We start from the raw sequence: 24,135 nt of genomic DNA on the forward strand, positions 1-24,135 counted from the left end.
GAATCGAATGCGATCGGCCCACCGAATCAGCGTGATGGTCGCGGCCCTGGCCGCCGCGCTCGGCGCCCAGGGCGCCAGCGCGCAATATTACGACGACGGCTACGACCGCCCGCCACCGCGCCGGTATTACGAAGACCGGGGGCCGCCGCCGCGCCGGATCTACGACGAGCCCTACGCGCGCCCCGCCCCGCGCCGCGTCGCCACGGGCTATAATTGCGACGCGGTCCAGTCCGGGCTGACGGGCTACAAGCCCTATTCCTGCCCGCTGCCCGGGCCGCGCCCCCTCGGCGTCCGCTGCTTCTGCAACATGCCCATCGCCCCCTTGAGCGGCCCGCAGACCGCCGTCGGCCGGGTGGTGCCGTAAGCGGCATTGCGGAGCGAACACGAGAAGAGCCGCCCCCTCTCTCGAAGGGGCGGCTCTTCTCGTTCACGGCAGTCTAGAAAGTCATGGGTCTCGAACGGCACGCCCTTCCCGGGTCCAGGCAGGAACCCTGAGAAACCGGCCCTGGAAACCGGATCGGTTCAGTTCAGGACCACGACCTTGGCGCCGACCTTCACCCGGTCGTACAGATCGGTGACGTCGTCGTTGGTCATGCGGATGCAGCCCGAGGACACGGCCTGCCCGATGGTGTCCGGCTCGTTGGAGCCGTGGATGCGGTACTCGGTGTTGCCGATATACATGGCGCGGGCCCCGAGGGGGTTCTCGACGCCGCCGGCCATGTAGCGCGGCAGATCGGGACGGCGGGCGAGCATCGCGGCCGGCGGGGTCCACGACGGCCATTCCTTCTTGGCCGTCACGGTCTTGGTGCCCGACCAAGTGAAGCCCGGGCGGCCCACACCAACGCCGTAGCGGATCGCCTCACCGTCGGGCAGCACGAAATAGAGCCGCCGCTCGGAGGTCGAGACCACGATGGTGCCTGGCTTGTAGTCGCCCCGGAAGGCGACGATCTCGCGCGGGATCGGGGCGACCTGCGCCTGGGGCGCCGCCTGCACGCCCTGTCCGACGGTGCCGCCGTAGGATTGCCGGCCGCCATAGGTCCCCTGGTAATTGTAGGGGCTGGTGCCGGTCTGGCCGTAGGCCGGATCGGCATAATAGTCTTCGCCGGTGTCGCCACCGAAGGGATCGTAGGGGTTTGCCAGCACAGGGCCGCTGGCCAGAACACAGACGCCGAGAATGCCAGCGAGGGCGGAAGCCAAGGTCTTCATCGTGGGATGCCTTACCTGGAGCGTAACCTTTGCTATACAAGCGAAAGCGTAGGGAACCGGTTCCATCGGGATCGAAGATTTCGCGGGTGGGCGTTTCTCAGAACACTTCGTCGGTGTGCACGTCGAAGCGGGCGAGGTGCGCGTAGCCGAAGTTGGTGGTGATCGCGACATCGGTGGCATCGCGGCCCCGGGCCATGACGATGCGGCCGATGCGCGGTTTGTTGTGGCGCGCGTCGAACGTGTACCAGCCACCGTCGAGGTAGACCTCGAACCAGGCGGAGAAATCCATCGGATCGGGCACGGGCGGGACGCCGATATCGCCGAGGTACCCGGTGCAGTAGCGCGCCGGAATGTTCATGCAGCGGCAGAACGCGACGGCGAGGTGCGCAAAATCGCGGCAGACGCCCTGGCGCTGCATGAATCCATCCCAGGCCGTCCGGGTGGCGTCGGCGCACATGTAGTCGAAGCGGATCCGGTCGTGGACGTAATCGACGATGGCCTGCACCCGGGCCCATCCCGTGGGGGTGCCGCCGAACAGCGACCACGCGGTCTCGGACAGCTTGTCGGTGTCGCAGTATCGGCTGCCCAGAAGATAGACCAGGACATCGGAGGGCAAGTTCTGCACCTCGATCTGCTGCGCGTGGGGGGCATAGACGTCGGGCAGGCCCGAATCCTGGATAGTGAAATCCGCCGACATGGTGAGGCGCCCCGGCGGCGTGACGATCCGCGTGAGGACGTTGTCGAAGACGTCGCGATACTCCTGCGACGGGATCGGCGGATCGAAGGTGATCGTGTGCGGAGTGAGCAGATCGGGCATCCGCGACGGGTGCACGCTCAGCGCCAGGATCATGGGGGTCGGCTGAACCGACTCGAATGCGATGTCGAACCCGGTCCTAATTTTCATGCCGCTCACCTGATCTCTCGGCCCTGCAAGGCCAGCCCCGGGCCACGATCCGGGTCATGCCTTGAGGATCATGCAGTAATCGGACCGTCAACGCACCGGCGCGGCATTCGGCCCCCTCGGGTCGAAGCCGTTCGGATCGACTTCGTCGACGGCGACGCTCACGGTCATGCCGAGGTCGTCGGCGGGAAACCCGAAGAACGAGCCGTGCAGCGGCACCGCCTGACGCGGATCTCGGGCCACGGCGACGCGGATAAGATCGCGGTTGCCGACGATGCCGTTGGTGGGATCGAACTCGATCCAGCCCGCCCCGGGCAGATAGACCTGAACCCAGGCATGGGTGGAGCCGCCGCCGACATGGCGATCGCGGTCGCCGCGCGGATTGTAGAGGTAGCCCGAGACGAACCGGGCGGCCATGCCCAGCGCCCGGACCGCTTCCATCATCAGCACGGCGAAGTCGCGACAGCTGCCACGCTTCAGCCGCAGGGTGGTGACCGGGTCCTGCACGCCCCGCTCGAAGCGGGCGAGGTAGGCAAAATTTCGCCGGACGCTGCGGGTCATCTCGGCAAGGAGATCCTGCGTCGCGATTCGTCCGTTGGGGGGAATGAAGCCACGTGCCCAGGCATCGATCTCGTTGCGCGGGTCCGGATGCTGCCGCTCGATGGAGCGGCTGAGATCGGCGATGTCGTCGGCGCCGTAACTGAACGGATAGAACGCCGCGTGGGGCGCCAGGGGGAAATCCGGCGTCAATTCGGGCGTGTGGTCGAGGGTGATGGCGCAGTCGAACACCAGGGCGGAGGCCCGCCCCTGGAAGACCGCCACGGCGACGCAATTGCCGAACACGTCGTGGAGCCAGCGCAGGGACGCGGGTTCGGGGGTGATCGTCAGGCTGGCGGCGATGAGGCGCTGGTCGTAGCTGTCCCGCGGCCGGAACATGATCCGGTGTTCACCGAACGCCACGGGTTGGCGGTAGCGGTAGGTGGTGACGTGGCGGACGGACAGGATCGGCACGGATCGGCTCCGCCGCGCCGACCGGCGCGGGCTGGAAGTCCCGGATGCAAGAGACGCGCCCGAACGCCACCCTCATCGCGAGGGTGGGCGCGCGCCCTCAAGGCAACAGGAGGTGGGGGGTGACGCGGGCGCGCTCGACCTCGCCGAGGAGATCCAGGGGGCGCCAGGGCTTGGGAATGAACACCGCCTGGGGGGCGAGGGCGCTCGGGCGCTGCGTGCGCTGACCGGAGGTGACGACGAGTCGGGTCGTCGGCCACAGGAGGGCGATGGCGGAGGCGAGCTGAACACCGTCCATGACGCCGGCGAGATGCACGTCGGCGAACACGAGGGCGACCTCACCACCGCGAGCCCGCATGATGTCGAGGGCGGCTTCGGCGCTGTCGCAACTCAGGACATCGAGTTCCGTCTCGTCGAGGAGAGCGACCGCCATGGCGCGGATGGCGGCGTCGTCCTCGACCACCAGGGCGAGCCGGCCGGGCTTGAGTCCGCAGGCCGCCGGCGCGGGATCGGGCGCGGCGGCTTCGGGCGTTCGCACCTGGCGCACGAGGACGGCGAGATGCTCCGGCACCCCCTCGGCGATGAGGTCGTCGTAGAACGAGGCGAGGGCCTGCCCGATCCGGTCGAGGGATAGGCTCGGACTCAAGGTCTCGACGGCGGGGTCGCGTCCGGCGCCGACGCCGCGTTGCGGAATGCCGTTCGTATCGGCCTCGGGATCGGCCAAGGGAAGCCTCCGACAATGGGTCTCGCGGTGCTCCGGGAGTCGAGCGCACTCACCTTAAAGCCGGGACGGCGCGACGAGTTGCGGAAAAATCCGCGCCCGGACCGCCATCCGCTCATTCGGCGGAGGCGTCGGCGTAGCTCAGCAATCCGGCGACCGCCTTGACATCGCGGTAACGGGCGCCACGGGCGCTCATCATCGCCTCGAACTTCTCGTGGACCTGGGCGACGGACAGGCTCGTCGCCTTGCGGCGGCCGCGCTGGGCGGCGAAGAAGATGGCCTTGTTGGCCCGCGCCGGCCCCGGCAACATCTGCGCGGCGGCGGCTTTCGGCTTGTCGACGACGGTGGCGAGGAACTGCTCGGCGTCGTCCGGTCCAAGGAAGTGGGCGAGGTAGATTTCCCCCAGCGACAGATCGCGGCCGATGCGCAGGGCGATGCGGGCGGCGTCGCGCTTCAGCATCTCGCCGGCCATGAGGGCCGAGAGGTAGGGATCGCGGCGCATCTCGAGGATGCGGATGCGCTCGGCCGGATCGTTGACCGCGGGGCGGCCGTTGTCGCCCGTCACCACCAGGGCGGCATCCTGGGCCAGACCGTATTTGGGGCCGAAATCGCGCACGACGCCGAGCCAGGTCCGCTCGATGAACTGGAACAGGCCCGTGGCCGAGGAGGTCTGCGCCTGCACCTCGGTCTTGAAGCTCGATTCCTTGTCGGCCACCGCCATGAGCAGCACGGGATCGGTCTCCACCTTCTGGGCGGCGGTGACGATCTTCTGCACGAGGTGGCGGCGAATCTTCATCGGGCCGAATTCGAGGATGTCGTTGGGGTCGCCCACGGCACTCTCGGTGATGAGGAAGTCGTAGGACACCCGGTCGACGGCGTTGGAGCCGAGTTCGGTGTCGAGGTCGTGGATCGGCGCGAAGGCGGCCGAGGCGGTCAGGACCCCGGGGGACGTACCCAGGATGGCGGGCTCGGCCGTCCGCAGGCGGGGCGGGGGCATCGCCACGTTGGTCATGGCCTGCGCCGACTGGACGCCGGCGAGGCCCGTCCCGCTCGGGCCCACGCCGTTGAGGAGGGCGACGCTGAGGCCGCCGGCCAGCAGGGTCACGGACAGTACGGAACGGATGAGTGCGGCGCGGCTCCCGTGCTGGTGGCCGACATGTCCGCCGAGGGTGAGGGCATCGGATGTCGTGGCGGATGCCCCGGAGCGCCCCCGCAGGGGTCCTTTGACAGGCCCCTTGAACGGGCCGTTGGCGAGGACAGTCCGTGACGATCCGACCGTGCGACCCTGCATGTGCTCTGTTCTTCCCGCGGCTGGTAACTACGGGGACAGATTACCTTGACAGATGTGGCGACAACACGGCTCCGCTTGTGGCGAAGCCGTGGCAGCCGTGTTTTCCTCAGCCAATCCGGGCCTTGAGGGCAGCCACGACGGCATCGCCCATACCGGCGGTGCCCAGCGCCCGGGTTCCCTCGGGGGCGATGTCGCGGGTGCGGGCGCCACCCGCCAGGGCGTCCGTGATCGCGCCGTCGAGGAGATCGGCCGCCTCGCCGAGGCCGAACGAGTAGCGCAGGGCCATGGCCAGGGACCCGATCATGGCCAGCGGGTTGGCGAGGTCGCGCCCGGCGATGTCCGGGGCCGAGCCGTGCACGGGCTCATACAGGGCCTTGCGCGAGCCCTTGGCGTCGACGGCGCCCAGCGACGCCGACGGCAGCATCCCGAGGGAGCCGGTGAGCATCGCGGCCACGTCGGAGAGCACGTCGCCGAACAGGTTGTCGGTGACGAGGACGTCGTATTGCTTGGGGCGCCGCACGAGCTGCATGGCGCAATTGTCGGCCAGCACGTGCTCCAGGGCGACATCGGCGTATTCGGCGTGCACCTGCGTGACGACCTCCTTCCACAGGACGCCGGACTTCATCACGTTGTGCTTCTCGGCCGAGGCGACGCGGCCCGAACGCTTGCGCGCGAGGTCGAAGGCGACGCGGGCGATGCGGTCGATCTCCCCCGTGGTGTAGACCTGGGTGTCGACGGCGCGCTTCGTGCCGTCGGCCAAGGTCGTGATCTCCTTCGGCTCGCCGAAATAGACGCCGCCCGTGAGCTCGCGCACGATCATGATGTCGAGGCCCTCGACGAGTTCGCGCTTGAGGGCGGAGGCTTCGGCGAGCGCCGGGTAGCAGATGGCCGGGCGCAGGTTGGCGAACAGGCCGAGATCCTTGCGCAGGCGCAGCAGGCCCGCCTCCGGCCGGATCTCGTAGGCGACGTTCGCCCATTTCGGTCCGCCGACGGCGCCGAGCAGGACCGCGTCGGCGGCCTCCGCCCGGGCGAGGGCGGCGTCGGTGAGCGGCACGCCGTGGGCATCGATGGCGCAACCGCCGACGAGGTCGCCCTCCGTCTCGAACGCCGCGATACCGGCCTCGCCGAGGAAGCCGATCACCTTCTCGACCTCGGCCATCACCTCGGGGCCGATGCCGTCGCCGGGCAAGAGGAGGAGCTTGTGGGTGGTCATGGGATCAACTCGCTTGGGTTCGTCGGGCCGGCGGAGCGGGTTCGGTGTTACGAAGGAAGCGCGAGGCTCTCGGGGATCAGACCTTGCGCGCCACGGTGAACCGCGCGGCCTCGCGAAGGATCTGTGCCCGGTCGCCCCAGGCGGAGACGGCGTCCTCGCAGACGCCGACGAGGCGGTCGCACTCGGCGCGGGCGCCGTCGAGGCCGAGGCGGTCGACGAGGGTGGCCTTGCCGGCATCCTTGTCCTTGCCGGTCGCCTTGCCCATGGCTTCGGCGGAGGCTTCGCGGTCGAGGATGTCGTCGGCGATCTGGAAGGCCTGGCCCAGGGCGTGGCCGTAGCGCAGGAGGGCGCGGCGCTCGTCCGGGGTGGCGCCGCCCACGATGGCGCCGGCTTCCACCGAGAAGGCGAGGATCGCGCCGGTCTTCATGGCCTGAAGCTGGAGGGTGTCGTCGACGGTCAGCGAGACCGGGCCGAAGCGGCCCTCCGCCCCGAGGTCGAGGAGTTGGCCGCCGACCATGCCGCCGAGGCCCGACGCCTTGGCGAGGCCGAGGACGAGGTCGGCCCGGATCGCCGGATCGGGCTGCCAGGTGGCATCGGCCAGCACCTCGAAGGCGAGGGTCTGGAGCGCGTCGCCCACCAGGATGGCGGTGGCCTCGTCATAGGCCTTGTGGACGGTGGGCTTGCCGCGGCGCAGGTCGTCGTCGTCCATGGCCGGCATGTCGTCGTGGACGAGGGAATAGCAGTGCACGAGTTCGATGGCCGAACCGGCGGCGAGCGCCCCGGCGGTGTCGGCGCCGAGCATCCGGGCCGTCTCCACGGCGAGGAACGGGCGCAGGCGCTTGCCGCCGCCGAGCACGGCGTGGCGCATGGCCTCCATCAGGCGCACCGGCCGGGTGATCTCGCCGGCCTGGGTCTCGGGGGTGAGGCGGTCGGCGAGCCACGCCTCCACGGCGTCCGCCACCGTGGCAAGCCTGTGGGAAAACGCATCGACCGGGGCATCCGCCTTGACCGAAGCGTGGGATCCTTGCGTTGACGTCATGGTCGGGCGGGCCTTCGGAAGGGTGAACGTGCGGCGAGGGGAGGAAAGTCAGATTCGGGAGGGAGCGGAGAGCGCCGAGCGGCCCCTGCGCCGCCGGCCAACACGGGCGGCGACGGACTCGGCACGGGGCTGGCGCCCGCGCCGGATCGTCGGACTCGTCCTGCTGCTGCCCGCTTTGGCCTTCGGCGTCCTGCTCGTCATGGCGCTCGTCTATAGCGCGGTGCCGCCGCCCTCAACCCTGATGCTCGCGCGGTGGGCAACCCTGCGCTCCGTGGACCGGCAGGCCGTGCCCCTGGCGGCGATCTCACCCCATCTCGTCCAGGCTGTGATCGCCTCCGAGGACCAGAGGTTCTGCCTGCATGACGGCGTCGATTGGGGTGCCCTGCGCGAGGTTGTCGACGACGAGGACGGCCCGAGCCGGGGCGCCTCGACGATCTCCATGCAGACGGTGAAGAACGTGTTCCTGTGGCCGGGCCGTTCGGTGCTGCGCAAGGGCCTCGAGATCCCCCTGGCGCTCGGCGCCGACGCCCTCTGGGGCAAGCGCCGGATGATGGAGATCTACCTCAACGTCGCCGAATGGGGGGAGGGTGTGTTCGGGGCCGAGGCCGCCGCGCGACGCTGGTTCGGCAAGCCCGCCCGCGACCTGACGCGCGGGGAGGCGGCTTTGCTCGCCGCCGTGCTGCCCAACCCGATCCTGCGCAACCCGGCCCTGCCGTCGCGGGGCGTGCGGGCGGCGGCGGCACGGATTCAGGGACGGATGAACGGCGTGGCGGGGCTGATGGGGTGCCTCAAGCGATGAGGCGCCGCATCCGGACGGACCCAGCTCTGCTTGTCTCGCCGATCGGGTCCAGGTGATGTCATAAGTCGCCGGGGTCGCCCAGGCCCCGCCGCCGAATCGCTGTCTCCCGGATTCCCGCCACGATGCTTCAGTCCCGCCGCGTGCCCGTCGCCCTCCTGGCGGCCATTCTCCTCGCGGCGCCCGCCCGAGCCAATGACAGCGCCGCCGAACTCGACGCCGGCGGCCTCGTCCTGGTGAAGGATCCCGAGATCGGTCTCGCGCGCGAGGATCTGCGGATCGGCCTCGACCGCATCACCGTGCGCTACGTATTTCGCAACCGATCGGCGAGCCTGCGCACCGTGCGGGTGGCGTTTCCGTTGCCGCCCATCGACGGGGCCGAACTCGTGACCTCGGCCCAGACCCTACCCGACGAATCGAGCCCCAACTTCGTCGGCTTCACCGTGACGGTGGACGGGGCGCCGCTCACCCCGCAGCTCGAGGAGCGCGCGTTCCTCGGCACCCGCGAGGTCGGCGACCTCCTGCGCAAGCACGGCCTCCCCCTCAACCCCATGCGCCGGGACGCGTTCGAGGCGGCTCTGGCCAAGCTGACGCCGACCGCACGCGCCGAACTCGTGAAGGCCGAGCTGATCACGGACGAGGATGGACCCGGCGGCGGTCTCTGGCGCAGCGAGGCCAAGTTCCACTGGGAGCAGACCTTCCCGGCCGGGCGCGACCTCGTCATCGAGCATGCCTACCGGCCGGTGAAGGGCAGCCTGCTGATCGGGCGTAGCGATCTCACCGACCGGGCCTTCCGCGCCCGCTACTGCCTCGACGATGCGGGCGTGGCCGGCCTGCGCCGGCTCCTCGCCGCGGCGAGCGCGAAGGCGGCGGACAAGGGCGGCGGCGCGGACGCCGTGGTCAGCGCCGTGGTGGTTCCCTACATCGTCACGACGGCGCGCAACTGGGCCGGTACCATCGGCACGTTCGCGCTCACCATCGACAAGGGCGACCCCAAGAACCTCGTGAGCCTGTGCCGGAACGGCATCGCGAAAACCGGACCCACGACCTTCGCCTTCACGGCGGAGAACTACGTGCCCGATTCGGACTTGCGGGTGCTCTACGTGTCGCAAGATGCGCGGTCCCTCGACATCCGATAGAGCAGGCCGGACCGTATCGAGAAAGACCCGCGATGACCGAGCCGACCTTCGAACTCACCCTCGAGCGCATCGCGCTGATCCGCCGGATGGTGGTGGCCTGGAACCGCGACGGGGTGGGGGCGCCCATCGTGCATCCGGATGCGCCCTACGGCAGCACCGACCGGGACGGCGACATCTTCAACGTCACGGGCGACGACGACGGCGCGGACGAGGAACACCGGGCGCTCGGCGACGCCCTGGCGGTGTTCTGCGCCCACGCGGTCCTGAAGCCGGGGCGCTACGCCTATCACAACACCCTGGCCAAGCTGGCTTCGGACGATGTCGGCGACGTGTTTCGCGATGAGACCACGGGCGAGACGCCCGAGCACGTGACCTTCGACGTCGGCGCCGAGCACCTCGCCCTGGTGCGTGCCTTAAGCGTGATCTGGGACGCGGCCCGGGACGTGCCGGCCATCGATCCGGCGCGCCCCTATGGCAAGGCCGAAGCTCCGCCGGCCCTTCATCATGAGATGCAGCCGGCCCTGCAGATCTTCCTGCGCTACGCCGATCTCGGTCCAGGCCTGTTCCGGCGCGGCGAATCGGGCTGGATCGCGGCCTGAGACCCAAATCTCGAGGCGGGCCGACCGCTGAGACAAACCAAAGGTAGGTCGGATGGATGATGACCGCCGACCCGCCCCGGGGTTGAACCCCATCGTCCGTTTGGAAACGGTCGTCGTTCGGGAAACGCCCGCTCACCCTCCGGAGGGAGAAGCGGAGAGAGAGCGGGCGTTTCGCGAAGCCCGTCTTCCGCCTACTTCCGGTTCTGGATCAGAGTGTCGACGTTGCGATTGGCTTCCCTGTTTTCCTTCTGCTGCGCGGTCACTTCGTGCTTGGTGTCCCGTTGGGCCATCTCATCCCGCTTGCCCTGGGGCATCGTGTTGGGCGAGGCGAGGGCTGGAGCAACCATCCAAACACAGGACAGACAAAGAACAGCACCGGTCAACGTCTTAGCCATAATGACTTCTCCATAGACTGGACAAAGCCATAAGTCCGGTGAGCAGGTCTTGTTCCCAGGGCAGATTCACCGATTTGCCTTGATCGACCCAGTTTCGGCCCGTTGCATAGCCAGACCGCTTCCCGCGCAGGATTCGGGTTTTCAGCCAGCCTCCATGGTTCTGAGAAGGGAACCCGCACCCCACCGCGAACGGTCTCCCCGGCGCGGCCCGCACCGGGGAAATGACGCCCTCAGGCGCCGAGCTTCTTCTTGCGCTGCGCCAGGGTGCGCAGGCGCAGGGCGTTGAGCTTGATGAAGCCCGCGGCATCCCGGTGATCGTACGCCACGGCCCCCTCCTCGAAGGTGACGAGATCCTGGTCGTACAGGGAGTTCGGGCTGGTGCGGCCGATGACGTGGACGCCGCCCTTGTAGAGCTTCAGCCGCACCTCGCCGGTCACCATCTCCTGGCTCTTGTCGATGAGAGCCTGGAGCATCTCGCGCTCGGGCGAGAACCAGAAGCCGTTGTAGATCAGCTCCGCGTATTGCGGCATGAGCTGGTCCTTCAGGTGTGCGGCCCCCCGGTCGAGGGTGATCGACTCGATGGCGCGGTGGGCCGGCAGCAGGATGGTGCCGCCCGGCGTCTCGTACATGCCGCGGCTCTTCATGCCGACGAAGCGGTTTTCGACGAGATCGAGGCGCCCGATGCCGTTGTCGTGGCCGAGCTGGTTGAGCTTGGCCAGCAGGGTCGCGGGAGACAGCCGCTCGCCGTCGATGGAAACGGCATCGCCCTTCTCGAACCCGATGGTGATGACCGTCGGCGTGTCGGGGGCCTCCTCCGGCGAGCGGGTCCGGGAAAACACGTAGTCCGGCACCTCGTCGGCGGGGTCCTCCAGCACCTTACCCTCGGAGGAGGCATGCAGGAGGTTGGCGTCCACGGAGAACGGGCTCTCGCCGCGCTTGTCCTTGGCGATGGGAATCTGATGCTGTTCGGCGAAGGCGATGAGCTGCTCGCGGGACTTCAGATCCCACTCGCGCCACGGCGCAATCACGGTCACGTCGGGCTTGAGGGCGTAGTAGCCGAGTTCGAACCGCACCTGATCGTTGCCCTTGCCCGTGGCGCCGTGACAGACGGCGTCGGCGCCGAGGCGCTCGGCAATCTCGATCTGCTTCTTGGCGATGAGCGGCCGGGCGATGGAGGTGCCGAGCAGGTAGACGCCCTCGTAGACGGCGTTGGCGCGGAACATCGGGAACACGTAGTCCCGCACGAATTCCTCGCGCAGATCCTCGATGAAGATGTTCTCGGGCTTGATGCCGAGGAGTTCCGCCTTCTTGCGCGCCGGTTCCAGCTCCTCGCCCTGGCCGAGATCGGCCGTAAAGGTGATGACCTCGCAGCCGTAGGTGGTCTGCAGCCACTTCAGGATGATCGAGGTGTCGAGGCCGCCCGAATAGGCGAGCACCACCTTGTTGACGGGCTTCGAGTTCGGGTCTGACATCGGATTCGCTCGGATTGGAAAAAAGGGGGGCCTGGCGTCTCGCGGCGGCTTAACAGCGGAGCGACGGGCGGTGCAACCGCCATGCCGCCGGATGCGTTCGCCCCATGCCCCACCGAGGGTCCGACCGCCTTGTCCCCGCTCATCCCAGGGACCGGGGTCACGGCTTGCTAACCCTGCCGGCGGCCTTGCCCCCGGGGGGCCGGGCGGCGAAAGTGGCCTCCTCACACGATCCGGAGTTTCGACGTATGCCGCGCCGGCCGACCCTCGAATTCTGGTACGAGTTCGCTTCCACCTACTCCTACCTCGCGGCTATGCGGATCGAAGCCCTGGCGGAAGACGCCGGCGTCGAGGTGCGCTGGCGCCCATTTCTCGTCGGCCCGATCTTCGCGGCGCAGGGCTGGAATTCCTCGCCGTTCAACCTCTATCCGGCCAAGGGCCGGCACATGTGGCGCGACGTGGAGCGCGAGGCCGCCCGCCTCGGGCTGCCGCCGGTGAAGCGGCCCGACCCGTTCCCGCAGAACAGCCTCAGCGCCACCCGCGCGGCCACCTACGGCATGGACCATGACTGGCTCGTGCCCTTCTCGAAAGCTGTGTACGAAGCCGAATTCGCCAAGGGCCAGTCCGTCGCCGAGCCCTCGGCCGTGGTCGGCCTGCTCAATGGCCTCGGCCTCGACGGCACGGTGATCCTGAAACAGGCGGCGGCCGAGACCAACAAGGGTCGCCTGCGGGTCAACGGCGAAGAGGCGCGCTCGCGCGGCATCTTCGGGGCGCCGACCTTCCTCACGGGCGACGGCGAATTGTTCTGGGGCAACGATCGCCTCGAACAGGCCCTGGCCTGGGCCGTCGGCGACCGGCCGGGCGCCATGCGGGAATAGGCGGGCGACCGCGTTCCAGGACAGGCATCGGCGACGGGCGTCGGCGAAAACGGACCTCCGGCCCGGGCCCAATCCCATTTTGGACACGGTGCTGTAGGAGCCGGCCCGATCCGCTCCTCGCTCCTCGGGCTGTCTCCCATGCGTTTCGACCGTCGACACTTCCTCGTCACATCCCTGGGTGCCGGACTCGGCGCCGGCCTCTCCGGGGGGGCCCACGGGCAGGGCTACGGACAGACCTACAAGGTCGACAACGACGAGGGTCGACCCGTCGCCAACATGCGCCTGCCCGGCGAGATCGTGGGGGAAATCCCCGGCCTGAAGGGCGTCACCTATGTCGGCCCGGCCGAGGCCGAGACGACGCTGTACGAGTTCTTCGACTACAATTGCCCGTATTGCCGGAAGGCGGCGGCGGACATGCAGTCCCTCGCCGAGAGCGACCCGACCCTCCGCATCGGCCTCATCAACAACCCGATCCTGTCGCCGCAATCGGCGCAAGCCGCCAAGGTCGTGCTCGCGGTGCAGCGCAAGCTCGGCTCGTCCGCCGCGTGGAGCCTCTACGGTACCCTGCTGGCCGGGCGCGGCACCATCGACGGCCCGGGCGCCCTGAAGGCCGCGGCCAAGCTCGGAGTGCCGGCGGCGGACCTGGAAGCCATCGGCGACAGCGAGGAGGTCCGTCTCGCCCTGAAGGCACAGATGCGCATGGCCGCCGATCTCGGGCTCTCCGCCACCCCGTCCTACGTGCTGGGCAACACCGGCCTCCTCGGCCATCCCGGCGCGAAATCCCTCGCGCGGATGATCGCCGCGACGCGCCGCTGCGATCGAATCACCTGCTGACGCATGTCCGGTCGTTCAAGTCGGATCGGCGAGACGCGCTCGTTCTCCTGTCGGGCGAGGGGCGCGCCCCCGCCGAAGACCGAGTGGATCGTTCGGAACCGGTACGAAGCGTCCCCGCCTCACCTTCGCCACCGTTTGGAGCGACCGAATCTCCCGCAGCGCACAACGGCAGTCGGCCGATTCGACGGTCGCCTCGCCCCCTTCGCGCCTCTCCCGTGCGGGCGCGGCCCATCGTCTTGCGCCCCCACAACCCGCATGCTAGGCCCTCGCCGCGCCGGAAGGGCGGGTTTTGATATGACCCGCGCAGACCGGCAGTTCCCAATCCTGACGGTTTTCGAAGCCGCGCCGCACTCCACGGCACGCGGTGGCGGGAAACCCTAGGGCCGGATTGAAGAGAGAGCGGCGCGTGGCGCAGAACGGTTCCGAGGCGGGTTCCCCGGTTGCAGGTGTGGCGGCGCGTTACGCGTCGGCCCTGTTCGAACTGGCGCGCGACGAGCGCGATATCGATGGTGTCGCGGCGAGCCTCGATCAGTTCGATGCGCTCCTCAAGGAGAGCGCGGATCTGCGCCGTTTCGTGCGTAGCCCCGTCTTCTCCGGCGAGGAGCAGGCCTCCGCCATCGGCGCCCTCCTCGAGAAGGCCGGCATCGGCGGACTCGGCGCGAATTTCATTCGCCTCGCCGCCTCCAACCGCCGCCTGTTCGCCCTGCCCGACATGATCCGCGCCTTCCGGGGCCTCGTGCGGGACTCGAAGGGGATCGTGCGCGCCGAGGTCACCGTCGCCGAGCGTCCGTCCGACGCCGTCGTCGAGGAGATCAAGGCGTCCCTGCGCGACGTCGCCCGGGCTGAGATCGACCTCGACCTCCGGATCGACCCCAGCCTGATCGGCGGCCTCGTGGTCAAGATCGGCAGCCGCATGGTGGATGCGTCCCTGCGGACCAAGCTCAACGGTATTCGCCTTGCCATGCGGGAAGCCCGGTAGGCCGTCACAGGCCCGACCCTTCCCGTTCTTCAAGACCCATTCATTCAATCAACGACAAGAGGCCCGACGATGGACATCCGCGCCGCCGAGATCTCCGCGATCCTGAAGGATCAGATCAAGAATTTCGGCCAGGAAGCCGAAGTCACCGAGGTGGGTCAGGTTCTGTCCGTCGGTGACGGCATCGCCCGCGCCTACGGCCTCGACAGCGTTCAGGCCGGCGAGATGGTCGAGTTCGAGTCGGGCGTGCGCGGCATGGCCCTCAACCTCGAGCAGGACAACGTCGGCATCGTGATCTTCGGGTCCGACCGCGACATCAAGGAAGGCCAGACCGTCAAGCGGACCGGCGCCATCGTGGACGTGCCGGTGGGCAAGGCGCTGCTCGGCCGCGTCGTCGACGCGCTGGGCAACCCCATCGACGGCAAGGGCCCCATCGCCACCACCGAGCGTCGCCGCGTCGACGTGAAGGCCCCCGGCATCATCCCGCGCAAGTCGGTGCACGAGCCGATGGCCACGGGCCTGAAGGCCATCGACGCCCTGATCCCCGTCGGCCGCGGCCAGCGCGAGCTCATCATCGGCGATCGCCAGACCGGCAAGACCGCCATCGCCCTGGACACGATCCTGAACCAGAAGCCCGCTCACGCCGGCACCGACGAGAACGCCAAGCTCTACTGCGTCTACGTCGCCATCGGCCAGAAGCGCTCGACGGTCGCCCAGTTCGTGAAGTCCCTCGAGGACAACGGCGCGCTCGAATACTCCATCGTGATCGCCGCCACCGCCTCCGACGCCGCGCCGATGCAGTTCATCGCACCGTTCGCCGGCTGCGCCATGGGCGAGTACTTCCGCGACAACGGCATGCATGCCGTGATCGTGTATGACGATCTCTCGAAGCAGGCCGTGGCCTACCGCCAGATGTCCCTGCTCCTGCGCCGTCCGCCGGGCCGCGAGGCTTACCCGGGCGACGTGTTCTACCTCCACTCGCGTCTCCTCGAGCGCGCCGCCAAGATGGGCGACGCCGCCGGCAACGGTTCGCTGACCGCGCTTCCGGTCATCGAGACCCAGGCGAACGACGTCTCGGCCTACATCCCCACCAACGTGATCTCGATCACCGACGGCCAGATCTTCCTCGAGACCGATCTGTTCTACCAGGGCATCCGCCCGGCGGTGAACGTCGGCCTCTCGGTCTCCCGCGTGGGCTCCTCGGCCCAGACGAAGGCCATGAAAAAGGTCGCCGGCAAGATCAAGGGTGAGCTCGCCCAGTACCGCGAGATGGCCGCCTTCGCGCAGTTCGGCTCCGACCTCGACGCGTCGACCCAGAAGCTGCTGAACCGCGGCTCGCGCCTGACCGAACTCCTGAAGCAGCCGCAATTCTCGCCGCTGAAGATGGAAGAGCAGGTCGCGGTGATCTACGCCGGCGTCAACGGCTACCTCGACAACCTGCCGGTCTCGAAGGTCCGTCCGTTCGAGGACGCCCTGCTGTCGACCCTGCGCACGAAGCACGCCGATCTGCTCACCAAGATCCGCGACTCGAAGGATCTGTCCGACGACAGCGCCAAGACGCTGAAGAGCGTCGTCGAGGGCGTGGCCAAGTCGCTGGCCTGAGGCCCCCGGCCTGACCAAGTCCTGGCCGGTCCGTCTCGGGACCGGCCCCGTCAGTGAGGCGCCCGGAAGGCCGGGCGCCCCCTCCCGAGCCGTAGCGGATGGATCTGGAAGACACCCATGGCGAGTTTGAAGGATCTGCGTAACCGCATCGCGTCGGTGAAGGGCACGCAGAAGATCACCAAGGCCATGCAGATGGTCGCCGCCGCCAAGCTGCGGCGCGCCCAGATGGCCGCCGAAAGCGCGCGTCCCTACGCCGAGAAGATGTCCCAGGTGCTCGGAAACCTCGCGGCGAACCTCGTCGGCGGCGTGCAGGGCCCCCGGCTGCTCTCCGGCACGGGCTCCGAGAAGACCCACCTCCTCATCGTCTGCACCGCCGATCGCGGCCTGTGCGGCGGCTTCAACTCCTCCATCGTGCGTCTGGCCCGCGAGCACATCCGCCGCCTGACGGCCGAGGGCAAGACGGTCAAGATCGTCACCGTCGGCAAGAAGGGCTACGACCTCCTGCGTCGGCAGTACCGCGATCAGATCATCGAGAACCGGGACCTGCGCGGCAACAAGCCGGTGGATTACGAGTTCGCCGCCGAGATCGCCGACAGCATCATCGCGCGCTTCGACGCCGGTGAGTTCGACGTCGCGACGCTGTTCTACTCGCGGTTCCGCTCGGTCATCGCGCAGGTGCCCACCGCCCAGCGCCTGATCCCGGCCGAGTTGCCCGAGACCGGCGGCACCGCCCCCGACGCCGCCCTGCAGTTCGAGCCGAACGAAGAGGTGATCCTCGACACGCTGCTGCCGCGCAACCTCACGGTGCAGGTGTTCCGGGCGCTCCTCGAGAACGCCGCCTCCGAGCAGGGTGCCCGCACGGGCGCCATGGATTCCGCCACGCGCAACGCCGGCGAGATGATCAAGAAGCAGACGCAGATCTACAACCGCACGCGTCAGGCCATGATCACCAAGGAACTCATCGAGATCATCTCGGGCGCCGAAGCGCTCTAAGCGCTCCCGACGCCCTGACCGCAACATCTCTCAAGGACCGTTAACATGGCGAACACCGCGATCCCCGGCGCCGGCTCGAGCAAGGTCGGCAAGATCACCCAGGTCATCGGCCCCGTCGTCGACGTGGCCTTCGACGGCCACCTTCCCGAGATCCTGAACGCCCTCGAAACCAAGAACAACGGCAACCGCCTCGTTCTCGAAGTCGCCATGCAGCTCGGTGAGAGCACCGTGCGCTGCATCGCCATGGACACCTCCGAGGGTCTGGTCCGCGGCCAGGAGGTCACCGACACGGGCGAGGCCATCAAGGTGCCGGTGGGCTTCAACACCCTCGGCCGCATCATGAACGTCATCGGCGAGCCCATCGACGAGGCCGGCCCGATCCAGTCCGAGACGCTCCGCGCCATCCACCAGCCGGCGCCCGCCTATTCCGAGCAGTCCACCGAGTCGCAGATCCTCGTCACCGGCATCAAGGTGGTGGATCTCCTCGCCCCCTACGCCAAGGGCGGCAAGATCGGCCTGTTCGGCGGCGCCGGCGTCGGCAAGACCGTGCTGATCATGGAGCTCATCAACAACATCGCCAAGGTGCACTCGGGCTACTCGGTGTTCGCCGGCGTGGGTGAGCGCACCCGCGAGGGCAACGATCTCTACCACGAGATGATCGAGTCCAAGGTGAACATGGACCCGAAGGAGCACAACGGCTCGGCCGAAGGCTCCAAGTGCGCCCTCGTGTACGGCCAGATGAACGAGTCCCCCGGCGCCCGCTCGCGCGTGGCGCTCACCGGCCTCACCATCGCGGAAGATTTCCGCGATCAGGGCCAGGACGTGCTGTTCTTCGTGGACAACATCTTCCGCTTCACCCAGGCCGGTTCGGAAGTGTCGGCGCTTCTCGGCCGCATCCCCTCGGCCGTGGGCTACCAGCCGACGCTCGCCACCGACATGGGCGCCCTGCAGGAGCGCATCACCACCACCACCAAGGGCTCGATCACCTCGGTGCAGGCCATCTACGTGCCGGCCGACGATCTGACCGACCCGGCGCCCGCCGCCTCGTTCGCCCACCTCGACGCCACGACGGTGCTGTCGCGCTCCATCGCCGAGAAGGGCATCTACCCGGCCGTGGACCCGCTCGACTCCACCTCGCGCATGCTCAACCCCGCCGTGCTCGGTGACGAGCACTACGAGGTCGCCCGCAAGGTCCAGCAGACCCTGCAGCGCTACAAGGCCCTGCAGGACATCATCGCGATCCTGGGCATGGACGAGCTCTCGGAAGAGGACAAGCTCACCGTGGCCCGCGCCCGCAAGATCGAGCGCTTCTTCTCGCAGCCCTTCTCGGTGGCCGAGATCTTCACCGGCTCGCCCGGCATCCAGGTGCCGCTGGCCGACACGATCAAGGGCTTCAAGGGCCTCGTGAACGGCGACTACGACGACCTGCCGGAGGCGGCGTTCTACATGGTCGGCACCATCGAGGACGCCAAGGAGAAGGCGAAGAAGATCGCCGCGGCGGCCTAAGACTCGAACCGCAGGATCGGCCTCGCGACCGGCGCCACCGCCGGTCGCGACCGGGCCTGACCCCATCCACGGCGCACGGCCCCGGGCCGCGCGCCGTTTCTAAACAGCAGACAACCCGAACCGGGATTCGCGACGATATGGCCACCTTCCAGTTCGATTTCGTCGGCCCCGAGCGCACGGTGTATTCCGGCCCCATCGAGGCGGTGCAGCTGCCCGGCGTCGACGGCGAGATGACCGTCCTGCCCGGCCACGCGCCCGTGCTCACGGCCCTCAAGGTCGGCGTGATCGTGATCAACGAGGCGGGACATGCCGGCAAGCGCGTCCTCGTGCGAGGCGGCTTCGCCGATATCGGACCGACCTCCGTCACCGTCATCGCCGAGCGGGCCACGGCCTTCGAGGAGATCACGCCGGAATCCCTCGACCGCGACATCGCCGCCGTCGAGCTCCTGCGCGACGCCACGACGGACTTCGCCAAGAAGGACGAGCTGAACGGCCAGATCGTCCAGCTCCAGGACGCCAAGGTGGCGTTGGCCCTCTGAGTGTTTCTCACGAAACTCCCGCTCTCCCGTCGTCTTCAGAGCGAGAACCGTCCGGGGACGGGAGTTTCATGGGGCACTCCAAGCCCTGTCGAGGGAAGTGGTTTTCGGGTCGCATGAAGAGCGTGCGACCGTAGCAGGATCGAGGGCGACGTCCGTGATTCGTGAATCGCGGACGTCGCCCTAACCGTTAGGAGAGGGCGCGGACCAGCAGAGTCTCCCGTGCCTCGATCCCCTCCGGGCAGCCGGCTTCGAGCCAGAGCGCCCGCGCGCGGCCGAGGCGCCGTCCGATCTCCCGCCCAGGCGGGATGCCGTGGGCCACGAGATCCGCCCCCGTGAGGGGAAAGACCGGCGCCGCCACCTCGCCCCGTGCCATCCGCCCGAGGAGATCGCCGGCCTCGGCCGTCAGAGTCGGGCGCGATCCGCCCCCCAGGGCCGTGAAGGCCAGTTCGAGGTTCGGCGCCCCGTGGAGCGCCGCCAGACCGCGCAGGCGCGATTCGTCGATCGTTTCCAGGGTTTTCGCGGCCACGAGCGCCCGTGCGTAGGTGGCGAGCCGAACCAGTTCGGCCTTCGAGAGGCGCAACCGCCCGGCCAGCCGTTCGGCATCGTCTTCCGAAAAGACCGCCAGAGCGGCGAGGCGCCCCGCCGCATCGGTGGGCGCCTGCGCAACGCGCGCGAACCGCCGCAGGTCACCGAGTCCGCCGATGAGGCGGCCGAGGAGACCGGTCTCGCTCAAGGTCGTCACCGCCGCGATGCTGCCGGGTGCCATCACCAGTTTCAACAGTTCGGCCCGCACCCGCTCGCGCGACAGGCCGTCGAGGGCGGCGCGGGCGGCGATGCAGGCGGCGAGCCCCTCCGGATCGGGTGGGCCGAGGCCGTAGCGGGCCTGGAACCGAAAGAACCGCAGGATGCGCAAGGCGTCCTCGCGAATGCGGGTCCGGGCGTCGCCGATGAAGCGCACGCGGCCCGCCGCGAGGTCGGCGATCCCGCCCGTGGTGTCCTGGACCGTGCCGGTGACGTCCACCGACAGGGCGTTGATGGTGAAGTCCCGGCGCTCGGCGTCGCGGGCGAAGTCGCGGCCGAACCGCACCACGGCGTGGCGTCCATCGGTCTCGACATCCTCCCGCAGGGTCGTAACCTCGAACGTCTGGACCCCGACGAGCAGCGTCACGGTGCCGTGCTCGATCCCCGTGGGGATGCTGCGCAAGGACGCCGCCGCCGCGCGGGCGATGACGGCCTCCGGCGTCAGGGTTGTGGCCAGATCGATGTCGTCGGACGGGCGGCCGAGGAGGGCATCACGGACGCAGCCACCGACGAGGCGTGTCTCTTCGCCCGCGACCGCCAGGGCGTCCAACACCCGTCCGACACCTGCCATTGCCAGGAGGCGGCGGGGGCCGTTCGAATCGAGGGGTCTCACCGGAACTGCCCCGGCACCACGACGCCGTTCTCCATGTGCGGCGGCACGTAGCCGCCGCGATGGCGCTCGCCGAACAGGCCGGTGGCCACGAGGGCGAGGATGGCCAGGACGAGTCCCGTGAGGGTGAGGCGAAAGACCTTGCCCTCCCAATGGGCCTTGTCGTGAGGATGCCGGCCGCTGAGGGCGAGGTAACCGGCGAACAGCAGGAACGGCAGGAGGAAAAGGGCGACTTCCTCGACGAGTCTGCGGATCATGAAACTCTCGCGCGGTGCGCTGGATCAGGGATACAGGCGCTCGTGAAGGTTGTTCACGATGCCGGCCGTCACGCCCCAGATCCGGTGGGCGCCGTAGGGGATCACATAGGTGCGGCGGGTGCGCCCCCGCCAGTCCGCGCTCTCGATTCGCCGCAGGCTGCGGTTGAGGAGATGGGTGAGGGGTGCCTCGAAGATCGCCGCCACCTCGGCGGGGTTGGGGCGCAGGGGCGCGTCCGGATCGACGAGGCCGAGCACCGGGATCACCAGGAAGCCCGTGGCCGAGAGGTAGGGGTCGAGGTAGCCGAGCGTCCGGACCGCGCCCGCTTCGAGGCCGATCTCCTCCTGGGCCTCGCGCAGGGCGGCGGCGGCGGGGGAGGCGTCACCTGGGTCGATCTTGCCGCCCGGAAACGCGATCTGGCCGGAATGGTCGCGCAGGTGTGCCGAGCGCACGGTGAAGATGACGCCGAGCCCCGCCGGGCGGGGCACCACGGGGACCAGCACCGCCGCGCGGCGATGCGGCCCCTCCGGGACGACCTCGGGGCCGTCGAGGTCGTGGTCGCCGCGGGGATTGGCGGTCGGCTCCCCGGGCCGCGGCGGCTCCGTGTCGAGGCGGGCGGCACGGGCGACGAAATCGGCGACGGCGTCCGCGCTCATGCCCCGGCGGCGGGGGCGATCCGGTGGAACAGGCCCCCGGCGGCGATGCCGAGCCAGCCGTCGCGCTCCTCGGCGAGAGCCACGAGATCGTAGGTGAGGGCCCGCGTCACCAGGGCCCAGAGGCCGCGCCGGACATGGACGTAGGGGCGCAGGCCCCCGGCCGCATCCTCCTCGAACCGTAGGGCATGGTCGGCATCCACCGCCACGAGGTCATCGACGTTGGTGCGGATGGCGATGCGGCGCCCGTCGCCGTCCCCCTCCACGGCCATCTCGACGGCCACGAAGGCCGCGTCCTCCACGGTGATGCCGACGCTCTCCACCGGGGTCACCAGCACCACCCGTCCATCGGGCTCTCGGCGGAGGATCGAGGCGAACAGCTTGACGAGGGCGGGACGCCGGATCGGCGCGCCATCGTGGAACCAGGTCCCGTCGGCGGCGATGCGCATGTCGATGGCGCCGCAATAGGGCGGATTCCATTGCTCGACGGGCGGGGGGCCGCGCCGGGGGAGGTCCCCAAGGGCGGCGCTCAGGCGGTCGATGGTCGGATCGGACGAAGACGTGGTCATGGCCATGAGATAGCGCCCCCCACACCGTTGGGTACAGCCGGACTCCGCCGCGAGCCCGGGCGATTCGCGGCCCGAAAGGCACTGTCAAACGGGCGCTTCGCGCCTGCGGCGTCGCGCCGACCTTGCCAGGGCGAGGCAAACGGCGCCACACTCCGCCACCCTGAACGCCGCCTCGACCCGACACGTCGCGGCTCCCGCGAGGACCGACACCGCATGACGCAAGGCTCCCAGCCGGCCACGGCTCTCGACGACGGCATCGTCGCCACGGCGGAAGCCTGTCTCGAGACGGTGGGCCAAGCGCGCGAGGCGGTCCACCGGGTGATCTTCGGCCAGGAGCAGGTGGTCGATCTCTCGCTCATCACCATCCTGGCGGGCGGCCACGGTCTGCTGGTCGGCCTGCCGGGCCTGGCCAAGACCAAACTCGTCGAGACCCTCGGCACCGTGCTCGGCCTCGATGGCCGGCGCGTCCAGTTCACCCCCGATCTGATGCCGTCCGACATCCTAGGCACCGAGATCTTGGACGAGGACGCCAACCGGCACCGCTCGTTCCGCTTCGTGAAGGGGCCAGTCTTCACCCAACTCCTCATGGCCGACGAGATCAACCGTGCGAGCCCGCGCACCCAATCGGCCCTGCTCCAGGCCATGCAGGAGCATTTCGTCTCCGTGGCGGGCGAGCGCCACGACCTGCCGCGCCCCTTCCACGTGCTGGCGACCCAGAACCCCATCGAGCAGGAGGGCACCTACCCCCTGCCGGAAGCACAGCTCGACCGGTTCCTGCTGGAGATCGACGTCGGCTATCCCGACCGCGCCGCCGAGCGTCGCATTCTCATCGAGACCACGGGCGTCGACGATCACAAGCCGAAGGCGGTGATGGACACCGAGCAGTTGCTGACGGCCCAGCGCCTCGTGCGCCGCCTGCCGGTCGGCGACGCCGTGGTGGACGCGATCCTCGACCTCGTGCGCTCGGCCAGGCCCGAGGGCGGCGATCCGTCCCTCAAGGGCAAGCTCCTGTGGGGACCGGGCCCCCGCGCCAGTCAGGCCCTCACCCTGGCGGTGCGCGCCCGCGCCCTCATCGAGGGCCGCGTCGCCCCCTCCATCGCCGACGTGAAGGCGCTCGCCGAACCCGTCCTCAAGCACCGCATGGCGCTCAGTTTCGCCGCACGGGCCGACGGCGAGACCATTCCGGGTCTCATCGCCGGGCTCGCGGCCAAGCTCTAGGCGATGGCCCTATCTCCCACGCGCGTCTTGCCCGCCGAGGCCCGCACGCCGGGGCGGCGCGAGACCGAGAGCGCGCTTGAGCTCGCCGAGCGGATGCCCCGCCTGATCCTCGAAGCCCGGCGGGTGTCCACCACCCTGGCGCACGGCCTTCACGGGCGCCGCCGGGCGGGACCGGGCGAGAGCTTCTGGCAGTTCCGCCCCTTCGTGGCCGGCGAGGCGGCGGCGCGCATCGACTGGCGCCGCTCAGCCCGCGACGACCGGCTTTACGTGCGCGAGCGCGAATGGGAGGCGGCCCACAACATCTGGTTCTGGGTCGACCGCTCGGCTTCCATGGGATTCGCTTCGCACCTCGCCCAGGCGCCGAAGGTGGAGCGAGCCCTGGTGCTGGCCTTCGCCCTCGCCGATACCCTGGTGGAGGGCGGCGAACGGGTCGGGCTGCTGGGCCTCACCCGCGCCGTCACGTCGCGCCGCATCGTCGAGACCCTGGCCCAGGCCCTCGTGGGCGATGGCGCCGGGCTCACGAACGACGCGCCGCCCCGTGCCACGCCGGGCCGCTTCGACGAGGCGATCCTCGTCAGCGATTTCCTGTCGCCCTTGAGCGAGGTGAAAGCCTCGGTCGACGCCATCGCGGCCCACGGCACCCACGGCCACCTCGTGGCCATTGCCGACCCCGTGGAGGAAACCTTCCCGTTCTCGGGTCAGGCGGTGCTGCACGATCCGGAGACGAACCGCAGCCTCGCCATCGGTGATGCCGGGGCCTGGGGCGACGCCTACCGCGACCGCCTCGCCGCGCACCGCGCCGGTCTCGCCGAGATCGCCCGCGCGCAGGGCTGGACCCTCACCCTCCACCGCACCGACCGACCGGCCAGCGAAGCCGCCCTGCGCCTGCTCACCCTCGTGGCCGCCGCGCGCGGGACCGGCTGA

Annotated in this window: 26 protein-coding genes; 13 read left to right on the top strand and 13 right to left on the bottom strand. The window is 69.3% G+C overall.

From position 1 onward, the window contains the following. The first annotated feature begins 7 nt into the window (after positions 1–7). Positions 8–364 (top strand): hypothetical protein, encoded by a 357-nt coding sequence (locus BM249_RS16970; protein WP_091974232.1) that lies wholly within the window; start codon positions 8–10, stop codon positions 362–364. A 158-nt stretch (positions 365–522) separates the two neighbouring features. On the opposite strand, the gene BM249_RS16975 is transcribed toward BM249_RS16970, so the two are convergent. The 7 genes from BM249_RS16975 to BM249_RS17005 form a co-directional block, all read right to left on the bottom strand. Continuing rightward, positions 523–1,206, bottom strand: coding sequence for a L,D-transpeptidase (locus BM249_RS16975; protein WP_091974234.1), 684 nt, complete (start codon positions 1,204–1,206; stop codon positions 523–525). Positions 1,207–1,303: 97 nt separating this feature from the next. Then, positions 1,304–2,110: a transglutaminase-like domain-containing protein gene (locus BM249_RS16980; RefSeq protein WP_091974236.1), complete on the bottom strand. Its 807-nt coding sequence runs from the start codon at positions 2,108–2,110 to the stop codon at positions 1,304–1,306. A gap of 87 nt (positions 2,111–2,197) precedes the next feature. Next, on the bottom strand, positions 2,198–3,118 hold the full coding sequence (locus BM249_RS16985) for a transglutaminase family protein (protein WP_091974238.1): 921 nt from the start codon (positions 3,116–3,118) through the stop codon (positions 2,198–2,200). A 97-nt stretch (positions 3,119–3,215) separates the two neighbouring features. Beyond that, positions 3,216–3,839, bottom strand: a complete 624-nt coding sequence (locus tag BM249_RS16990; protein ID WP_244528835.1) for a response regulator — start codon at positions 3,837–3,839, stop codon at positions 3,216–3,218. Between the two features lie 112 nt (positions 3,840–3,951). Continuing rightward, on the bottom strand, positions 3,952–5,127 hold the full coding sequence (locus BM249_RS16995; protein ID WP_091974240.1) for a transglycosylase SLT domain-containing protein: 1,176 nt from the start codon (positions 5,125–5,127) through the stop codon (positions 3,952–3,954). 106 nt (positions 5,128–5,233) lie between these two features. After that, complete coding sequence (leuB, locus tag BM249_RS17000; RefSeq protein WP_091974242.1) at positions 5,234–6,340, bottom strand: 3-isopropylmalate dehydrogenase; 1,107 nt, start codon at positions 6,338–6,340, stop codon at positions 5,234–5,236. A 76-nt stretch (positions 6,341–6,416) separates the two neighbouring features. Beyond that, positions 6,417–7,379 (bottom strand): polyprenyl synthetase family protein, encoded by a 963-nt coding sequence (locus BM249_RS17005; RefSeq protein ID WP_091974244.1) that lies wholly within the window; start codon positions 7,377–7,379, stop codon positions 6,417–6,419. Here BM249_RS17005 and mtgA point away from each other — a divergent pair. The 3 genes from mtgA (at position 7,378) to BM249_RS17020 (ending at position 9,913) form a co-directional block, all read left to right on the top strand. Then, a complete protein-coding gene (gene mtgA, locus BM249_RS17010; RefSeq protein WP_091974245.1) occupies positions 7,378–8,178 on the top strand; it encodes a monofunctional biosynthetic peptidoglycan transglycosylase in 801 nt (266 codons plus the stop codon). The genes BM249_RS17005 and mtgA overlap by 2 nt on opposite strands. Positions 8,179–8,300: 122 nt before the next feature. Continuing rightward, positions 8,301–9,314, top strand: a complete 1,014-nt coding sequence (locus BM249_RS17015; RefSeq protein ID WP_091974247.1) for a DUF4424 domain-containing protein — start codon at positions 8,301–8,303, stop codon at positions 9,312–9,314. Positions 9,315–9,346: 32 nt separating this feature from the next. Beyond that, complete coding sequence (locus tag BM249_RS17020; protein ID WP_091974249.1) at positions 9,347–9,913, top strand: hypothetical protein; 567 nt, start codon at positions 9,347–9,349, stop codon at positions 9,911–9,913. A gap of 191 nt (positions 9,914–10,104) precedes the next feature. On the opposite strand, the gene BM249_RS17025 is transcribed toward BM249_RS17020, so the two are convergent. After that, positions 10,105–10,308: a hypothetical protein gene (locus BM249_RS17025; RefSeq protein ID WP_091974251.1), complete on the bottom strand. Its 204-nt coding sequence runs from the start codon at positions 10,306–10,308 to the stop codon at positions 10,105–10,107. Positions 10,309–10,538: 230 nt separating this feature from the next. Beyond that, positions 10,539–11,780, bottom strand: a complete 1,242-nt coding sequence (locus BM249_RS17030) for an argininosuccinate synthase (RefSeq protein WP_091974253.1) — start codon at positions 11,778–11,780, stop codon at positions 10,539–10,541. Positions 11,781–12,025: 245 nt separating this feature from the next. Here BM249_RS17030 and BM249_RS17035 point away from each other — a divergent pair, with 245 nt between their 5' ends. The 7 genes from BM249_RS17035 to atpC all read left to right on the top strand — a co-directional run bounded on the left by BM249_RS17035 (position 12,026) and on the right by atpC (position 19,105). Further along, the gene (locus BM249_RS17035; protein WP_091974255.1) at positions 12,026–12,655 is read left to right on the top strand and encodes a 2-hydroxychromene-2-carboxylate isomerase; all 630 of its coding nucleotides are present in this window, start codon (positions 12,026–12,028) and stop codon (positions 12,653–12,655) included. A gap of 138 nt (positions 12,656–12,793) precedes the next feature. Then, on the top strand, positions 12,794–13,489 hold the full coding sequence (locus BM249_RS17040) for a DsbA family protein (RefSeq protein ID WP_091974257.1): 696 nt from the start codon (positions 12,794–12,796) through the stop codon (positions 13,487–13,489). 406 nt (positions 13,490–13,895) lie between these two features. Further along, positions 13,896–14,468 (top strand): F0F1 ATP synthase subunit delta, encoded by a 573-nt coding sequence (locus BM249_RS17045; protein WP_091974259.1) that lies wholly within the window; start codon positions 13,896–13,898, stop codon positions 14,466–14,468. A 69-nt stretch (positions 14,469–14,537) separates the two neighbouring features. Next, on the top strand, positions 14,538–16,067 hold the full coding sequence (atpA, locus tag BM249_RS17050) for a F0F1 ATP synthase subunit alpha (RefSeq protein ID WP_091974261.1): 1,530 nt from the start codon (positions 14,538–14,540) through the stop codon (positions 16,065–16,067). A 117-nt stretch (positions 16,068–16,184) separates the two neighbouring features. Continuing rightward, the gene (locus BM249_RS17055) at positions 16,185–17,060 is read left to right on the top strand and encodes a F0F1 ATP synthase subunit gamma (RefSeq protein WP_091974264.1); all 876 of its coding nucleotides are present in this window, start codon (positions 16,185–16,187) and stop codon (positions 17,058–17,060) included. A 45-nt stretch (positions 17,061–17,105) separates the two neighbouring features. Further along, the gene (atpD, locus tag BM249_RS17060; RefSeq protein ID WP_091974266.1) at positions 17,106–18,566 is read left to right on the top strand and encodes a F0F1 ATP synthase subunit beta; all 1,461 of its coding nucleotides are present in this window, start codon (positions 17,106–17,108) and stop codon (positions 18,564–18,566) included. Between the two features lie 137 nt (positions 18,567–18,703). Further along, the gene (atpC, locus tag BM249_RS17065; RefSeq protein WP_091974268.1) at positions 18,704–19,105 is read left to right on the top strand and encodes an ATP synthase F1 subunit epsilon; all 402 of its coding nucleotides are present in this window, start codon (positions 18,704–18,706) and stop codon (positions 19,103–19,105) included. Positions 19,106–19,292: 187 nt separating this feature from the next. On the opposite strand, the gene BM249_RS17070 is transcribed toward atpC, so the two are convergent. From BM249_RS17070 to BM249_RS17085, 4 genes are read right to left on the bottom strand one after another with little or no spacing between them, the layout of a single operon-like run. Continuing rightward, positions 19,293–20,477, bottom strand: coding sequence for a CCA tRNA nucleotidyltransferase (locus tag BM249_RS17070; RefSeq protein ID WP_091974270.1), 1,185 nt, complete (start codon positions 20,475–20,477; stop codon positions 19,293–19,295). A 38-nt stretch (positions 20,478–20,515) separates the two neighbouring features. Continuing rightward, positions 20,516–20,773 carry a DUF6111 family protein gene (locus tag BM249_RS17075; protein ID WP_091974272.1) on the bottom strand — a complete coding sequence of 86 codons (258 nt, stop codon included), beginning with the start codon at positions 20,771–20,773 and terminating at the stop codon, positions 20,516–20,518. 24 nt (positions 20,774–20,797) lie between these two features. Next, the gene (locus BM249_RS17080; protein ID WP_091974274.1) at positions 20,798–21,427 is read right to left on the bottom strand and encodes a CoA pyrophosphatase; all 630 of its coding nucleotides are present in this window, start codon (positions 21,425–21,427) and stop codon (positions 20,798–20,800) included. Beyond that, on the bottom strand, positions 21,424–21,993 hold the full coding sequence (locus tag BM249_RS17085) for a DUF1285 domain-containing protein (protein WP_091974312.1): 570 nt from the start codon (positions 21,991–21,993) through the stop codon (positions 21,424–21,426). The genes BM249_RS17080 and BM249_RS17085 overlap by 4 nt, the downstream gene beginning before the upstream one ends. A gap of 213 nt (positions 21,994–22,206) precedes the next feature. On the opposite strand from BM249_RS17085, the gene BM249_RS17090 reads away from it, so the two are divergent. Then, a complete protein-coding gene (locus BM249_RS17090) occupies positions 22,207–23,211 on the top strand; it encodes an AAA family ATPase (RefSeq protein ID WP_091974276.1) in 1,005 nt (334 codons plus the stop codon). 3 nt (positions 23,212–23,214) lie between these two features. Then, the gene (locus tag BM249_RS17095) at positions 23,215–24,135 is read left to right on the top strand and encodes a DUF58 domain-containing protein (protein WP_091974278.1); all 921 of its coding nucleotides are present in this window, start codon (positions 23,215–23,217) and stop codon (positions 24,133–24,135) included.

It is taken from the genome of Methylobacterium gossipiicola (genome assembly GCF_900113485.1).
In the GTDB taxonomy this organism is placed as follows: Bacteria; Pseudomonadota; Alphaproteobacteria; order Rhizobiales; family Beijerinckiaceae; genus Methylobacterium; species Methylobacterium gossipiicola.

What these genes read in the sequence shown, in the direction of transcription:
- BM249_RS17090 (WP_091974276.1), top strand. Translation starts at nt 22,207, where the DNA reads ATGACGCAAGGCTCCCAGCCGGCCACGGCTCTCGACGACGGCATCGTC.
- BM249_RS17005 (WP_091974244.1), bottom strand. Translation starts at nt 7,379, where the DNA reads ATGACGTCAACGCAAGGATCCCACGCTTCGGTCAAGGCGGATGCCCCG.
- BM249_RS17020 (WP_091974249.1), top strand. Translation starts at nt 9,347, where the DNA reads ATGACCGAGCCGACCTTCGAACTCACCCTCGAGCGCATCGCGCTGATC.
- mtgA (WP_091974245.1), top strand. Translation starts at nt 7,378, where the DNA reads ATGGTCGGGCGGGCCTTCGGAAGGGTGAACGTGCGGCGAGGGGAGGAA.
- BM249_RS17030 (WP_091974253.1), bottom strand. Translation starts at nt 11,780, where the DNA reads ATGTCAGACCCGAACTCGAAGCCCGTCAACAAGGTGGTGCTCGCCTAT.
- BM249_RS17015 (WP_091974247.1), top strand. Translation starts at nt 8,301, where the DNA reads ATGCTTCAGTCCCGCCGCGTGCCCGTCGCCCTCCTGGCGGCCATTCTC.
- BM249_RS17035 (WP_091974255.1), top strand. Translation starts at nt 12,026, where the DNA reads ATGCCGCGCCGGCCGACCCTCGAATTCTGGTACGAGTTCGCTTCCACC.
- BM249_RS17040 (WP_091974257.1), top strand. Translation starts at nt 12,794, where the DNA reads ATGCGTTTCGACCGTCGACACTTCCTCGTCACATCCCTGGGTGCCGGA.
- leuB (WP_091974242.1), bottom strand. Translation starts at nt 6,340, where the DNA reads ATGACCACCCACAAGCTCCTCCTCTTGCCCGGCGACGGCATCGGCCCC.
- atpC (WP_091974268.1), top strand. Translation starts at nt 18,704, where the DNA reads ATGGCCACCTTCCAGTTCGATTTCGTCGGCCCCGAGCGCACGGTGTAT.
- atpA (WP_091974261.1), top strand. Translation starts at nt 14,538, where the DNA reads ATGGACATCCGCGCCGCCGAGATCTCCGCGATCCTGAAGGATCAGATC.
- BM249_RS16995 (WP_091974240.1), bottom strand. Translation starts at nt 5,127, where the DNA reads ATGCAGGGTCGCACGGTCGGATCGTCACGGACTGTCCTCGCCAACGGC.
- BM249_RS16980 (WP_091974236.1), bottom strand. Translation starts at nt 2,110, where the DNA reads ATGAAAATTAGGACCGGGTTCGACATCGCATTCGAGTCGGTTCAGCCG.
- BM249_RS17055 (WP_091974264.1), top strand. Translation starts at nt 16,185, where the DNA reads ATGGCGAGTTTGAAGGATCTGCGTAACCGCATCGCGTCGGTGAAGGGC.
- BM249_RS16975 (WP_091974234.1), bottom strand. Translation starts at nt 1,206, where the DNA reads ATGAAGACCTTGGCTTCCGCCCTCGCTGGCATTCTCGGCGTCTGTGTT.
- BM249_RS17075 (WP_091974272.1), bottom strand. Translation starts at nt 20,773, where the DNA reads ATGATCCGCAGACTCGTCGAGGAAGTCGCCCTTTTCCTCCTGCCGTTC.
- BM249_RS17080 (WP_091974274.1), bottom strand. Translation starts at nt 21,427, where the DNA reads ATGAGCGCGGACGCCGTCGCCGATTTCGTCGCCCGTGCCGCCCGCCTC.
- BM249_RS17025 (WP_091974251.1), bottom strand. Translation starts at nt 10,308, where the DNA reads ATGGCTAAGACGTTGACCGGTGCTGTTCTTTGTCTGTCCTGTGTTTGG.
- BM249_RS17095 (WP_091974278.1), top strand. Translation starts at nt 23,215, where the DNA reads ATGGCCCTATCTCCCACGCGCGTCTTGCCCGCCGAGGCCCGCACGCCG.
- BM249_RS16970 (WP_091974232.1), top strand. Translation starts at nt 8, where the DNA reads ATGCGATCGGCCCACCGAATCAGCGTGATGGTCGCGGCCCTGGCCGCC.
- BM249_RS17085 (WP_091974312.1), bottom strand. Translation starts at nt 21,993, where the DNA reads ATGACCACGTCTTCGTCCGATCCGACCATCGACCGCCTGAGCGCCGCC.
- atpD (WP_091974266.1), top strand. Translation starts at nt 17,106, where the DNA reads ATGGCGAACACCGCGATCCCCGGCGCCGGCTCGAGCAAGGTCGGCAAG.
- BM249_RS17070 (WP_091974270.1), bottom strand. Translation starts at nt 20,477, where the DNA reads ATGGCAGGTGTCGGACGGGTGTTGGACGCCCTGGCGGTCGCGGGCGAA.